Raw genomic sequence first — 12,772 nt, forward strand, 5'->3', positions numbered from 1 at the left:
AGCCCCTCGTAACTGCCCGGGATGCCCTTGGCCTTCATGATGGCCAGCGACTGCTTGATCCAGCCGTCGAGGTTGTTGCCGTTCCCCTTGCCGTCCGCCGCCGAGACCTTCGCCACGGACGAGCCGACCGGCTTCACCTCGGCGGCCTGGGCGGAGGTGGACGTCAGGGTGAGGGCGGCCGCAGCGGCGCCCAGCGAAGCGACACCGGCGACGGACAGGGTACGGATGCGGGCGAAACGGCCGGTGCGGGACTGCGTGTGCGTGGTCATACGGAAGAAACTCTCCAATGCGGGGACGTCACGTGGTGCCGGCCGTCTCGATCACGGCGGCCTGCGGAGCGGAGCCCCGCCATGCGGGCCGGTGCGATCCGGACCGACGCGATCCGTGCGGCCCGGTCGCGGTCTCCCGCAACGACAGCCATGGTTAACGCCCGGCCGAACCCCACGCAAGAATGTGACGTACTACCCTAATTAGGAGCAATGTCCGAAATGCCAGATTCTGCGGCATTTCTATGCCGCTCGGGTCGTACTCGTCCTCCTATCTTCCCTAGGATGTGACGCACCTCCTATGGGTGGCATCACATTCCAGGGCCCGTATCGAGCGTTTCGACGGGTCTCCGGCGCTGCTCGAACGGAGCAGCCGGCGGGGGGGGGGGGGGGGGGGGGGGGCCCCCGGGCCCCCCCCCCCCGGGCCCCCCCCCCCCCCCCCCCGGCGGCGCCCCCCCCCCCCCCCCCCCCCCCGCCGCCCCGTACGCGGTCGACCCCGCCTGCCCCGGGGTGCGGGGTGCCGAGTCCGGCACCCCCGCGCCCCCGCCCGACGGCATGGGCCCCGGTGGGGTCAGGTCTTCCGCAGGTCCGGGGCCGGGACATCGATGAGCAGCCTCCGCAGGGCGTCCCACGCCACGCGCATCGCACGGGTGATGGCGGGTGAATCGCTCCCGACGATGCGCACCCACGCACCGCAGTCGTCGGGCAGCGTGCTCACTCCGAACGCCAGGCCGGTGGCCAGAAGCGCCTCGTGGAGGGTGTCCGCGACCCGGGTCGCGGGGGCGAGCGGAGTGACCGCGTACAGGGAGGCCATCAGATCGTGGTCCGCGAAGACCGCCGGACCGGTGACCGCGCCGGGAGCCTGCGGATCGAGGCGGACGCTGTCCACGGCCAGGAGTGTCCCGTCGGGACGCTGGATCTCCAGGTCGCTGAAGAGCATGCGGTAGGCATGGCGCTCACCGCGGGCCAGCCGTCCGGCCGCGATCGTCTCGCCCATGAGCACGGTGGCCGTCGGATCGACGGTCACCCGGGTGTGCTGGTAGAAACGTGCGTCCCGGTACGGGATCAGGGAGTCCGGCAGGTACTCGACGTAACTTCTCTCGCCAGCAGTGAGGTTGACGACCTGGGTCGCGTGGTCGAACTCCATCCGGTGGACCTTGGTGGCTGCCTGGGTGGTGAGGTGCACCGCGGTACCGGGGCCGCAGTCGATGTCGATCCGGTTGCGGTCGGCCTGGATGACCCCGCCCCCGGTCGACATCAGATAGGTCACCGGCAGATCGGGCCGCGCCGGATCGACGTAGAGCGGGCGCATGATCTGCAGCGGTGACTTCTGATAGCGGTCGACGAGCTCGGTCCGGTCGCCCACACGCGCGTAGCGCAGTTCGAGCAGGCCGACCTTGCCGGGGCGCCCGGCGGCCAGCGTGTCCGGGGGGCCGGCGAGGTCGAGCATCCGGGCCGGTACCCGCCGGGGTTCGTAGTGCGCGGGTTCCAGCCGCGCGGGCGCCTTGGTCACGCGGAGGCCGCCACCTGGGCGGCTTCGTGGGACAGGAGGAAGTCGGCGATGGTGTCGAGTCCCTCTCCGGTGAGGGAATTGGTCAGCACCACCGGCCGTCCGTCCCGGACACGGTATGCGTCCGATTCCATGACGCCGAGATCGCACCGCACATAGGGCGCGATGTCCACCTTGTTGATGACGAGCAGCTCGCACTCGGTGATGCCGGGGCCCCGCTTGCGCGGCATCTTGTCGCCCTCGGCGGTGTCCAGTACGAACAGGAAGAGGTCGACCAGCGCGGGGCTGAAGGTGAGTGTCAGGTTGTCTCCCCCGCTCTCGAAGAGCAGGGTGTCCACGTCGGGGAAGCGCTCCACGAGTTCGTCCGCGGCGGCCTGGTTCATCGTCGGGTCGTCCCGGACCGCGGTGTGCGGGCAGGCCCCGGTCTCCACCCCCACGATCCTCTCCGCGTCGAGGAGCCCGGCCAGGGTACGGCGCACGTGCGCGGCGTCCTCGCTGGTGTAGATGTCGTTGGTGATGACGGCAGGGGTCCGACCGCGCTCGATCAGCACGGGGACGAGCGCTTCGATCAGCGCGGTCTTGCCGGAGCCCACCGGTCCGGCGATGCCGACGCGCAGTACGCCGTCCTTGGGCCGCTGCATGAGCTCGTCGTGGTCGTGGTGGTGCCTGGCCTGCATCGGGTCGTGCATGGTGATCCTTCCGAAGGGGTGGTCTTGTCTGTGGGAGGGGCGGGTGGTGAAGGGACCTTTCGTCCGGAGCACGCCGGGCTCGCGTGCCCCGGTGACGTGCCGATCGCCGATCCCTGGTGCCGTGGCCGGAAAGGCTTGCCGGCCACGGCACCAGGGGCTGTCCCGTCATCGCGCGCCCGCCAGGGGGTACGGAGCCGGCCCTCAGCTGGCGAAGAGGCGTGCCTCGGCGCGCTCGTGACGGCCGGCCATGACATCCGCCACCGGGACACAGCCTCCGAGGTCGGCCAACTCCCGCCGCAGGGACGCGTCGACGGTCTCCTCGATCACCGGGGAGGCGTCGTGCAGCACGACCTGCGCCCGGCGGTGGTCGGTCAGCCGCAACCGCACGGCGGCCCCCACGAAACTGGCCGCGAAGGCGAACAATTCGCAGGTGACCGCCTGGCGGGTCGACAGACCGTTGGCCGCGTGGACGACGGCGGCGACGACCGGTTGGCAGCCGCGTACGGCTCCCTCCCGGTAGAGGGCCTGGTACCGCTCGATCCGTGGGGTGCGGTAGACCTCGCCGGCGAGGTCCAGCAGCTGCCGTCCGGTGCGGACGGCGGCCTGCCGGGCCTCTCGACCCAGTTTGGTGGCATGCAACCGCTGTTCCACGGCCACCACCTCCGCCCAGTCGTCGGCGATGACCGCACGGTGGGCGAGGGCGAGGGCGGTCGCGTCGGCCGGCCCCGCGCTGTTGCGCAGCAGGTCGTGGAGGAGGGCGGGCAGACCGCGCGGGGTGACCGCGCGGGCCTGTTGGAAGCCTTCCAGACCGTGGGAGAGGGTGTAATAGCCGCTGGGGAAAGCCGAGTCGGTGAGCTGGAGTCCGGTCAGCAGCGCCGGGATCGGCATCGGGTCGTTCACGCCGGGGATTCCGTTCGTGCCAGTGGGCCGTCCGAGGTGGTCCGGCCGTAGACGGCCGTCGCGAGGACGGTCAGACGATGTAGAAGAGGTGGTTGAGCGGGAGGCGCTCCGCCGGCTCGATGGTGGCGGGCTCGCCGTCGACCGTGACCTTGTACGTCTCCGGGTCCACTTCGATGCGCGGCAGCGCGTCGTTGCGCACCATGTGCTCCTTGCCGATGGTCCGGCAGCGCTGCACGGGTTCGATCCGCCGCTGCAGCCCCAGCTCGTCGGGGACGCCCGCGGCGATGGAAGCCTGGGACATGAAGGTCACCGACGTGCGCTGCCGGGCACGGCCGTACGTGCCGAACATCGGCCGGTAGTACACCGGTTGCGGTGTGGGCAGCGACGCGTTCGGATCGCCCATCAGTGCCCAGTTGACCATGCCGCCCTTGATGACCATCTTGGGCTTGGCCGCGAAGGAGTGGATCGGCCAGAGCACGATGTCGGCGAGCTTCCCGGGCTCCAGGGAGCCGATCACGTCCGCGGCACCGACGGCGGTCGCGGGGTTGATCGTCAGCTTGGCCAGATACCGCAGCACACGCGCGTTGTCGTTGCGGGAGCTGTCCTCGGCCAACGGGCCGCGCAGTTCCTTGCAGTGGTGCGCCGTCTGGAAGGCACGGACGAAGGACTCGCCGACCCGCCCCATGGCCTGGGAGTCCGACGAGAAGATGCTGATCACACCGAGGTCGTGCAGAACGGTCTCGGCCGCGATCGTCTCGGCCCGCACCCGGCTGTCGGCGAACGACACGTCCTCGGGGATGTCGCGGGACAGGTGGTGACAGACCATCACCATGTCCAGCAGCTCGTCCACCGCGTTGATCGTGTACGGCAGGGTCGGGTTCGTGGAGGCAGGCAGTACGTTGGCCTCGCCGGACACCCGGATGATGTCGGGGGCGTGACCGCCACCGGCACCCTCGGTGTGGAAGGTGTGGATGGTCCGGCCGTCGATCGCCGACAGGGTGTCCTCGTAGAAGCCGCCCTCGTTGAGGGTGTCGGTGTGAATGGCCATCTGGACGTCGTGCTCGTCGGCGACCCGGAGCGCGGTGTCGATCGTGGCGGGGGTGGCGCCCCAGTCCTCGTGCACCTTCAGCCCGGCCGCGCCGGCCTCGACCTGCTCGCGCAGCGCCTCGGGCAGGCTGCCGTTCCCCTTGCCGAGCAGACCCACGTTGACCGGCAGGTCCTCCACGGCCTCCAGCATCCGGTGGATGTTCCACGGGCCGGGGGTGCAGGTGGTGCCGTTGGAGCCGTCGGTCGGCCCGGTGCCTCCGCCGAAGAAGGTGGTGATGCCGTTGGACAGACCCTCCTGGGCCTGCTGGGGCGCGATGAAGTGGATGTGCGTGTCGACGCCCCCGGCGGTGGCGATGAGGTGTTCGCCGGATATCACCTCGGTGCCCGGTCCGATGACGAGCTTGGGGTCGACCCCGCTCTGCAGATGCGGGTTTCCCGCCTTGCCGACGCCGACGATCAGGCCACCGCGGACGCCGATGTCACCCTTGACCACGCCCAGAACCGGGTCGAGCACCACGACATTGGTGATGACGAGGTCCAGGGCGCCTTCGCGGTTGAGTGCGGACGGGTCCTGGGCCATCCCGTCCCGGATGGCCTTGCCTCCGCCGTAGACGGCCTCTTCCCCGTAGGAACCGGCGTTGTGGTCGTACTCGACCTCGACGACCAGATTGGTGTCGGCCAGGTGGAACCGGTCACCGACGGTGGGACCGAACAGATCCGTGTACTGCTTGCGCGGGATGATCGCCATCAGACCCGGGCCCCCTCGTGGTCGGTCTCGGTGTCGCTGTCGTCGTGTGTGAAGCCGAGCTCCGCCGCGCGGCGGAGGGCGACGCGCTTGGTGTCCGGGGCCGACAGGCCCCCGTTGACGAGCGCGGCGAAACCGGTGAGCCGCCCGGTGCCGGCGAAGGCGCACAGCTCCACCTCGCGGGTGTCGCCGGGCTCGAAGCGCACAGCGGTGCCGGACGGGATGTCCAGGCGCATGCCGTAGGCGGCCTCGCGGTCGAAGCGCAGGGCGCGGTTGATCTCGAAGAAGTGGTAGTGCGAGCCGATCTGCACGGCCCGGTCACCGGTGTTGGCGACCGTGAGTGTGATCCTGGCCCGGTCGGCGTTGATCTCGACGGGGTCGTCCCCGTAGAGGTATTGAGCTCCGCCAGACATCTGTGTCTCCTCGGTGTTTCAGGCGCTGATCGGGTCGTGGCAGGTGACCAGCTTCGTCCCGTCGACGAAGGCCGTCTCGACCTGGAGGACGGTGAGCATCTCCCGCACTCCGGGCATCACGTCGTCGATGGAGACGACCTTGCGGCCCAGCTCCATGCATTCGGCGACGGTGCGGCCGTCACGCGCGGCCTCCAGGACGGCTTCGGTGATCAGGGCGGCGGCTTCGCTGTAGTTGAGTTTGGTTCCCCGGTTCCTGCGGCGGCGGGCCAGGTCCGCGACCACATAGACGTGGAGTTTGTCGATTTCCCGCGGTGCGAGGTTCATGGCGTCACATTGCTTTCTGGGACGAGATGCCGGGCCGGCCCAGGAATGGACCAGCCGCCAGGAAGAGCCAGGTCGTCACGGTGAACGGCCAGGTGAAGGGGTATCCGCCGGAGGGCTGGGCAACTGCTTCCCAGGCAGCGGCGAACGGGACCGAGGCAGCCGCGGCGAGCGCGGCGTACCCGGCGGTCCACGGAGTGAGAGTCAGGAAGGTGGCCGTCAGCGCGATCGCGCAGAGCACCGCGTTGTATCCGTACAGCCCCTCGATGATCCGGTCGGCGGGCAGTCCTGTCAGACAGGCGGTCAGAAACGCGACGACACTGGCGCCGATCGCCGCGACGGCGGCGATCCGCGAGGCGACGAGCAGCCCGACGAGCAGGATCAGCCCCGCGTACCACTTGTCCAGGTAGAAGATCTGACCGATGTTGTTGCAGAGCGCCCGCCCGGTCTCCGCGGCCGTCATGGTCGTGAACCCCGAGACGCGTGCGGCCGGACCGTCGGTGACCGGCGCCTTGGACAGCGTGACCACCAGCGCCCCGGCGACCAGGCAGTAGGGGGCCGTCAGCACGGGCAGCCCGAGAGGGCCGAGAAGACGGCCCGCCGCGGCGCTCAGTACCGAACAGACCGCTGCGCCGAGCACGGCCAGTACGGCGGTCTGCCACGAGGTGCCGAGCCGTACGACGAGTGCGATCCCGGTCAGGCAACCGCAGTAACCCTGCAGCCCGTTGACCAATCCCTTCCGGTCGGCGCCCAGGAGCGCCGCGGCGGCGGTGGACGAGGCCGCACCGAGCAGGCCGTACACGCCCAGTCGCCATCCACCCACGAACAGTGCCACGGTGAACAGCAGCCCGGCCCAAGCGTTCGAGCTGAGTGCGACCTGGGCGACACCGCGCAGTTGTATCTGTCCGGCACGGGTAGAGGCCCAGCTCTTCGCCTGCACCACCTGTTCCACTGCAGGCATGTCTTCTCCTTTGAGGACATGACGAAATCACCAAAACCCCCGCATCCGGGAGGCTTTGGATCTTGATCAACATTCTGTTGAGACCGTACGCCCGGCAAGGACGGGCCAGGGGTGCGAAATTTCGATGCTCAGCGTGATCGCATGGGCGCAATCAGACATACCCGCTGCTGGGGATGGGCGTTTCCCGGGCCCACAACGACGATTTCCAGCCCCGTCGCGTCAATTTCTTGGTCAGAGGTTGAACATTCCGTACCTGTCGTTTGACCGAACCGGGCGGACGCGGCCGCACTTCCCGCTCTCTCTCCGTGCGGGGCCCGCGAGGGGGCCGCACTCGGCGCACCCGGTGCGGCGGCTTGCCGCAGACCGGTACGGACATGTCGCTCCAAGTCTCCCGAATCCACGGCGACTTGACATGAACAGCGCGGGCTTGTGCCTGGCGGAGCTTCGTCTCGGGGCAAGGACGGAATGCGCCCGCGCGTGGCGTCGTCGGTGTGCATCCCGCCACCGGGGACAGAAGCGCGGCGCCACTACGTGTTCCTGAGGCCCCGTCGGGCGCTGCGGACGTCGGGCAACTTCGGGGTGAGGAGGTGGAGGGACCACTCGCCGTCGAGTACGCGGGGCCGGGCGGCGTCCGCAGGACCCGGGCCGTGTCCCTTCCCCGTCAGGGCGGACTCACCGAGCAGGCCGCCACCGGCGCAGGCGACCAGGCATGTCGCATGCTTCGACTGCCCACCATCCGCTCTCGGTTCCCCGACCTCGCCGAGACCGCCGGCCGTGAGCAGATGTCCCACCTCGGTTTCCTCGCCGAGCTCCTGCCGGGGTTTGCGGCTGGGCCGTGCGCCGTTGTTTGCCCTACGTGCGCTCTGGGTGTGCTCTGCGCGGAACGCCCCGGTCCGGCCTACGTTGGCGCGGCACTGATCGACCACCGAACGGGGAGGCCCCGATGTTCAAGCGCCGTACCACTGCGGCCGTATCCACACTCGCTCTCGGAACGGGCTTACTGCTGGCGACAACAACCTCAGCAACAGCCGGCCCGGCCCAGACCCAAGCCGTGACGTGCGGCGGCCTCAAGGAGATGGTGGGCAGCGGCGGGCACCACGGGGCATCGATCACGTGCCTGGGAAGTGGCTCTTTCACACTGACGATCGACTGCTACCAGACCAGCACCGGATACCGGTACAGGCACTACGGCAACCGGACCTCGGCACCCGGCACTTCCACGGCGTGGTGCGACCTGGGAGCCACGATCGAGGGCTACGGCATCCTGTAGCCGAACGTCCCGGCCCGCTCCCGACGCCTCCCGGTACGGGCGCACCATCGGCGGCGGCAGCCGGTGAGGCGTGCAGGCAGCAGGTCGAAGACGGCGGAGCTTCACCGCACGCACCCGGTAACGCAGGCGGGTTGACCCGTGAGGAGAACGCACGAGTGCTCGGGCGTTTGTCCGCCTGCGCCGCCGACATCTCCGGTGAACAACCTGCGCGACAGCTCCCGCATCGCAGTGGTCGGCCGCAGAGCGGCGGCCGGACGGCGGACCATGTCCCCGGCCAGTTCGTCCTTGGTCGCGAGGCCCCGCTCGTTCAGGAACTTTGCCGCCCGGCAGCGGTCCCGGCCTCGTCGCCACGGACGGGCGAAGCCGAGCGGAGCGCGAAGGCGCTCGACGTACGCCGGCTCCGGCTTGCGGTTTCCGCTGCGTCAACTTCTACGGTCGTCCATGCGGCCGGAGGGACCGGCCGGGTGATGGGAGGCACGGCAATGGCCTGGTCGATCGCGGATGTGGCCCGGATGTCCGGGGTGACGTCCCGGACGCTGCGGCACTACGACGAGATCGGTCTGCTGCCACCCGCGTGGATCGGAAGCAACGGGCACCGCCACTACGAAGAGGCCGGTCTGCTGCGACTGCAGCAGATCCTGCTGATGCGGGAGTTGGGCCTGGGGCTGCGCGAGATCCAGGCGGTCCTGGACAGCCAGGCCGACCAGGTGACCGTGCTGCGCGAGCACCACCTGCGGCTCCTCGGAGAGCGTGACCGGCTGGAGACGCTCGCCCGCACGGTCGAGCGAACCATCGCCGAACTGGAGGAAGGCAGGGAACACGACGCCATGACAAGGATCAACAGGCCGGAGAACCTGTTCGACGGATTCGAGCACACCGACGCCGACGCCGAGGCCGAGGCCGAGGTGCGCGAGCGGTGGCCGAAGGCCTGGGAACAGTCCAGAAAGGCCGTCGCGACGATGACCGCCGAGGATCAGGAGCAATGGCAACGTGAGGTGACGGCGCAGATCATCCGCGTCGCGGAGCTGATGGTGGCCGGCACGCCGGTCGCCGATCCTGCGGTGCAGGCCGAAATGGAATCCCACTACCAGGGCATCTGCCGGTTCTGGTCCCCGAACGCGGTCGCCTACAAGGGATTGGGCCAGACCTACGTCGACAACCCGCGGATCAGGGCGAACTACGACAGGATCGCCGACGGTTTGGCCGTCTACCAGCGCGACGCGATGGCCGTCTACGCCGACGCCCGGCTGAGCTGACCGGCGGCCGGCACCGCCGGGGGGCTGCAGACCCCCGGCGACAGACGACTCGCCCCGTGCGTGGAACGCGCGGGCACCGGTGACCCGAGGATCCTCCATCGTGCGGCACGAACCGGGCCACACCGGCCCAAGGATCCCTTCACCACCGCACGGCCTCATGGGCGAGGAGCACGGGCCGGGGTGAGCGGTGATCGCCAGGACCGCACCGGAAAAGAATTTTGCACACCACGCAAAATTACATAGCATGCACACCATGAGTGCCGACGACATGCCCCTCGGGCTGCGCGAACGCAAGAAGCGTGCGACGCGTGACGCCCTTGCGGACGTGGCGTTGCGCATGGCCGCGGACCGCGGAATCGAGAATGTGACCGTGGAAGCGGTCACTGATGCGGTCGGCGTCTCCGTGCGCACCTTCTTCAACTACTTCCCGTGCCTGGAAGACGCGATCACCCGTCCCGATCAGGACAACGCCGAGCGGGCCCGTCGCGCAGTGCTCAACGCACCGAAAGAACTCACGGCACTCAATGCCCTGCGCGAGGGGATCGGCCAGGAGCTCGCCCACATCGAGGAGGATCACGAACGCTGGGAACTCCAGATGTCCGTGCTCAGGGCGAGCCCTTCGCTGCTTCCCGCATTCCTGGCCGCACAGGGCGCGGACGAGCGCGCCCTGGTCGCTGTCGTGGCCGAACGCCTCGGCCAGGACCCCGAGTCGGATCTCTACCCTCGGCTTCTCGCGCACGTGGTGATCGCCGCCGTGCGCGCCGCCGTCGAGCTCTGGGTTGCGTCCGGCCGTACCCGCACGTTCCAGAGCATCTATCGCGAGGCGTTCAACTCGCTGGCCGACGGTCTGAGCGGCTGAAGCACATCCGAGGCCCCCGGCCGGGGGCCCTTCACAAGAGAATGAGGAACGTCAGCCGATGACCGCTGCCGTCACACCCGAAGCCGGTGCGCCCGAGGGGGCCGCACCAGCCGCCATGACACGCCGTCACATACTGCAGGCCATGTCGGGCCTGATGGCCGGCATGTTCGTGGCCATCCTGGCCTCCACCGTGGTCTCCAACGCCCTTCCCAGGATCATCGCCGATCTGCACGGCACCCAGTCCTCCTACACCTGGGTGGTCACCGCCGAGCTTCTGGCGATGACGGCGACCGTCCCGATCTGGGGCAAGCTCTCCGATCTCTACGACAAGAAGCTGCTCATCCAGCTCTCCCTGTCGATGTTCATCGTCGGCTCGCTCGTCGCCGGCTTCTCGCACAGTGTCGGCCTGCTCATCGTGAGCCGCGTGGTGCAGGGCATCGGTGCGGGCGGTCTCACCGCGCTGGCCCAGGTCGTGATGGCGGCGATCATTCCACCGCGTGAACTCGGCCGGTACTCCGGCATCTTCGGCGCCGTCTTCGCGGTCGGCACCGTCGCGGGACCGCTCATCGGCGGTGTGCTCGTGGACACCTCCTGGCTGGGGTGGCGCTGGTGCTTCTTCATCGGTGTGCCGTTCGCCCTGCTCGCGATCGTGCTGCTCCAGCTGACCCTGAAGCTGCCGACGGTCCGCAGAGAGGTGAAGATCGACTACCTCGGTGCCGTCCTCATCATGAGCGGGGTCAGCGCACTGCTGCTCTGGGTGACCCTCGCGGGCAACCGGTTCGACTGGGCGTCGTGGCAGACCGCCGCACTGGTCTCCGCCGGTGTGGTCCTGCTGGTCGCGGCGGTCGTCGTCGAATCCAGGGTCCAGGAGCCGATGATCCCGCTGGACATCTTCCGCAACCGCACGGTCACGCTGACGACGGTGGCGAGCCTGCTGGTCGGTGTGGCCATGTTCGGCGGTACGGTCTTCCTCTCCCAGTACTTCCAGATCTCGCTCGGCAAGTCCCCGACGGTCGCGGGCCTGATGAGCCTGCCGATGATCCTCGGTCTGATGCTGTCCACGACGATCGCCGGGCAGATCATCTCCGCCCGGGGCAAGTGGAAGGGCTTCCTCATCGCCGGTGGCATCATCATGACCGCAGGCATGGGCCTGCTGTCCACGATCAGCGCGGACTCCTCGTTCGGGCTGCTCAGCGTCTACATGGTGGTTCTCGGCGTCGGCGTCGGCATGCTGATGCAGAACCTGGTCCTGGCGGCCCAGAACGACGTACCCGCGTCGGAACTCGGCGCGGCGACCTCGGTGCTGTCGTTCTTCCGCAGCCTCGGTGGGGCGATCGGCACGAGCGCGCTGGGCGCCGTACTGAGCCACCGGGTGGCGAGCGAGCTGGAGAAGGGCTTCGGCGGGGCGGCGGGCGGCGGAGGTGCCGGGCACGGCGTTCCCGACCTCTCCACGCTTCCCGCACCGGCCCGTCTGGTGGTCGAGCACGCGTACGGGGTCGCGACCGCGGACGTGTTCCTGATCGGAGCCCCCTTCGCGTTCCTCGCCCTGATCGCGGTGCTCTTCATCAAGGAGAAGCCGCTCAAGACGCAGAGCGGCATGGAGCGGCTCGCGCAGGAGAATGCCGCAGCGGCAGGGGCGCCGTCGGCCCCGACGCACTGAGCACACCGAGCTGGAGGAGGGTCGCCGTGCCCGGACAGAATCTGCGGACGCGCAGGATGCAGCGCACGCGTGAGGACGTCGCGCGTACGGCGGCCGGACTCTTTCTCGCCCAGGGGTACGAACGGACCACCGTCGACCAGATCGCGGACGCGGCGGAGGTCTCCCCGCGCACGGTCTTCCGCTACTTCCCCGCCAAGGAGGATCTCGTGCTGGCCCCGCTGACCGCGAGCGGGGACGCGCTGGTCGCAGCGCTTCGGTCACGACCGGCGGAAGAGAATCCCATGCGTGCGATGCGCGCGGCGTTCGGTGCGGTTCTGCGCACTCTGGAGGGAGGCGGCGCGTCCGGTGTCGATGCGTCGCTGCTCCGGCTGATCGACCGGACGCCCGGCCTGAACGCCGAACTACTGCGCCGCACCGCCGGACTTGAGGCTCGGCTGGCCGAGGTCATCGCGGAACGCGAAGGCATCCCCACCGGTTCCGACATGCGTCCCCAACTGATGGTCGCCGTCTTCGCCACGGCCGGCCGCGTGGCGATGCGGAACTGGTGCGGCAAGGAACCCACCACCGCGTCGCACATCGGAACGCTGCTGGAATCGGTCCTCGACCAGATGGGTCCGGGACTCTTCGGGGACTGGCGCAGCAGGAGCGACGGCGACACGGCCCCCGCGCGGCCGTAGCCGAAGGAGCGGGGGCCCAGGATGAACAGCTGGTCGCCAGAGGCGGACGAGGTGTTGGAGGCGTCGGGAAGGGCGCCTGGACGGATGGTGGACACGGGGCGCCGCCGATCCGGCGACCGGCAAAGCGGCGGCGGCGGCCACCTGCCCTTGGCGCGCGGTCGGCCGCGTGTCCGTCCGGCTACGCGGAGTTGATCCGGT

Annotated in this window: 12 protein-coding genes and 2 pseudogenes; 6 read left to right on the forward strand and 8 right to left on the reverse strand. The window is 69.4% G+C overall.

Annotated elements, in window-relative coordinates:
* The 8 genes and pseudogenes from ACIRP2_RS31515 to ACIRP2_RS31550 all read right to left on the reverse strand — a co-directional run.
* Positions 1–269, reverse strand: a pseudogene (locus ACIRP2_RS31515) (hypothetical protein); the annotation flags it as partial.
* Positions 270–837: 568 nt separating this feature from the next.
* Positions 838–1,716 (reverse strand): urease accessory protein UreD, encoded by an 879-nt coding sequence (locus tag ACIRP2_RS31520; RefSeq protein ID WP_404256778.1) that lies wholly within the window; start codon positions 1,714–1,716, stop codon positions 838–840.
* Between the two features lie 59 nt (positions 1,717–1,775).
* Positions 1,776–2,417 carry an urease accessory protein UreG gene (ureG, locus tag ACIRP2_RS31525; protein ID WP_376284636.1) on the reverse strand — a complete coding sequence of 214 codons (642 nt, stop codon included), beginning with the start codon at positions 2,415–2,417 and terminating at the stop codon, positions 1,776–1,778.
* Between the two features lie 249 nt (positions 2,418–2,666).
* The gene (locus ACIRP2_RS31530; RefSeq protein ID WP_404256780.1) at positions 2,667–3,353 is read right to left on the reverse strand and encodes an urease accessory protein UreF; all 687 of its coding nucleotides are present in this window, start codon (positions 3,351–3,353) and stop codon (positions 2,667–2,669) included.
* A gap of 82 nt (positions 3,354–3,435) precedes the next feature.
* Positions 3,436–5,160, reverse strand: a complete 1,725-nt coding sequence (gene ureC, locus ACIRP2_RS31535) for an urease subunit alpha (protein WP_404256274.1) — start codon at positions 5,158–5,160, stop codon at positions 3,436–3,438.
* Positions 5,160–5,570: an urease subunit beta gene (locus ACIRP2_RS31540; protein ID WP_404256276.1), complete on the reverse strand. Its 411-nt coding sequence runs from the start codon at positions 5,568–5,570 to the stop codon at positions 5,160–5,162. Before ACIRP2_RS31540 ends, ureC begins: the two co-directional genes overlap by 1 nt.
* Positions 5,571–5,588: 18 nt before the next feature.
* Positions 5,589–5,894: an urease subunit gamma gene (locus ACIRP2_RS31545; RefSeq protein WP_391743787.1), complete on the reverse strand. Its 306-nt coding sequence runs from the start codon at positions 5,892–5,894 to the stop codon at positions 5,589–5,591.
* A gap of 4 nt (positions 5,895–5,898) precedes the next feature.
* A complete protein-coding gene (locus ACIRP2_RS31550) occupies positions 5,899–6,852 on the reverse strand; it encodes an urea transporter (protein WP_404256279.1) in 954 nt (317 codons plus the stop codon).
* A gap of 647 nt (positions 6,853–7,499) precedes the next feature.
* Between ACIRP2_RS31550 and ACIRP2_RS31555 the strand changes: the two are divergent.
* From ACIRP2_RS31555 to ACIRP2_RS31580, 6 genes and pseudogenes are all read left to right on the forward strand, one after another.
* Positions 7,500–7,667 (forward strand): annotated as a pseudogene (locus tag ACIRP2_RS31555) (AAA family ATPase); the annotation flags it as partial.
* Positions 7,668–7,903: 236 nt separating this feature from the next.
* Complete coding sequence (locus ACIRP2_RS31560; RefSeq protein ID WP_404256281.1) at positions 7,904–8,122, forward strand: hypothetical protein; 219 nt, start codon at positions 7,904–7,906, stop codon at positions 8,120–8,122.
* Positions 8,123–8,604: 482 nt separating this feature from the next.
* Positions 8,605–9,378 (forward strand): MerR family transcriptional regulator, encoded by a 774-nt coding sequence (locus tag ACIRP2_RS31565; RefSeq protein WP_404256782.1) that lies wholly within the window; start codon positions 8,605–8,607, stop codon positions 9,376–9,378.
* A gap of 253 nt (positions 9,379–9,631) precedes the next feature.
* The gene (locus ACIRP2_RS31570; RefSeq protein ID WP_404256283.1) at positions 9,632–10,237 is read left to right on the forward strand and encodes a TetR family transcriptional regulator; all 606 of its coding nucleotides are present in this window, start codon (positions 9,632–9,634) and stop codon (positions 10,235–10,237) included.
* Between the two features lie 58 nt (positions 10,238–10,295).
* A complete protein-coding gene (locus ACIRP2_RS31575; RefSeq protein WP_404256285.1) occupies positions 10,296–11,897 on the forward strand; it encodes an MDR family MFS transporter in 1,602 nt (533 codons plus the stop codon).
* A gap of 26 nt (positions 11,898–11,923) precedes the next feature.
* Positions 11,924–12,574 (forward strand): TetR family transcriptional regulator, encoded by a 651-nt coding sequence (locus ACIRP2_RS31580; protein WP_404256287.1) that lies wholly within the window; start codon positions 11,924–11,926, stop codon positions 12,572–12,574.
* The last annotated feature ends 198 nt before the right edge of the window (positions 12,575–12,772 follow it).

This window comes from Streptomyces sp. NPDC101194 (genome assembly GCF_044767885.1).
GTDB lineage: Bacteria > Actinomycetota > Actinomycetes > Streptomycetales > Streptomycetaceae > Streptomyces.

What these genes read in the sequence shown, in the direction of transcription:
- ACIRP2_RS31520 (WP_404256778.1), bottom strand. Translation starts at nt 1,716, where the DNA reads ATGCTCGACCTCGCCGGCCCCCCGGACACGCTGGCCGCCGGGCGCCCC.
- ureG (WP_376284636.1), bottom strand. Translation starts at nt 2,417, where the DNA reads ATGCAGCGGCCCAAGGACGGCGTACTGCGCGTCGGCATCGCCGGACCG.
- ACIRP2_RS31530 (WP_404256780.1), bottom strand. Translation starts at nt 3,353, where the DNA reads ATGCCGATCCCGGCGCTGCTGACCGGACTCCAGCTCACCGACTCGGCT.
- ureC (WP_404256274.1), bottom strand. Translation starts at nt 5,160, where the DNA reads ATGGCGATCATCCCGCGCAAGCAGTACACGGATCTGTTCGGTCCCACC.
- ACIRP2_RS31540 (WP_404256276.1), bottom strand. Translation starts at nt 5,570, where the DNA reads ATGTCTGGCGGAGCTCAATACCTCTACGGGGACGACCCCGTCGAGATC.
- ACIRP2_RS31545 (WP_391743787.1), bottom strand. Translation starts at nt 5,894, where the DNA reads ATGAACCTCGCACCGCGGGAAATCGACAAACTCCACGTCTATGTGGTC.
- ACIRP2_RS31550 (WP_404256279.1), bottom strand. Translation starts at nt 6,852, where the DNA reads ATGCCTGCAGTGGAACAGGTGGTGCAGGCGAAGAGCTGGGCCTCTACC.
- ACIRP2_RS31565 (WP_404256782.1), top strand. Translation starts at nt 8,605, where the DNA reads ATGGCCTGGTCGATCGCGGATGTGGCCCGGATGTCCGGGGTGACGTCC.
- ACIRP2_RS31570 (WP_404256283.1), top strand. Translation starts at nt 9,632, where the DNA reads ATGAGTGCCGACGACATGCCCCTCGGGCTGCGCGAACGCAAGAAGCGT.
- ACIRP2_RS31575 (WP_404256285.1), top strand. Translation starts at nt 10,296, where the DNA reads ATGACCGCTGCCGTCACACCCGAAGCCGGTGCGCCCGAGGGGGCCGCA.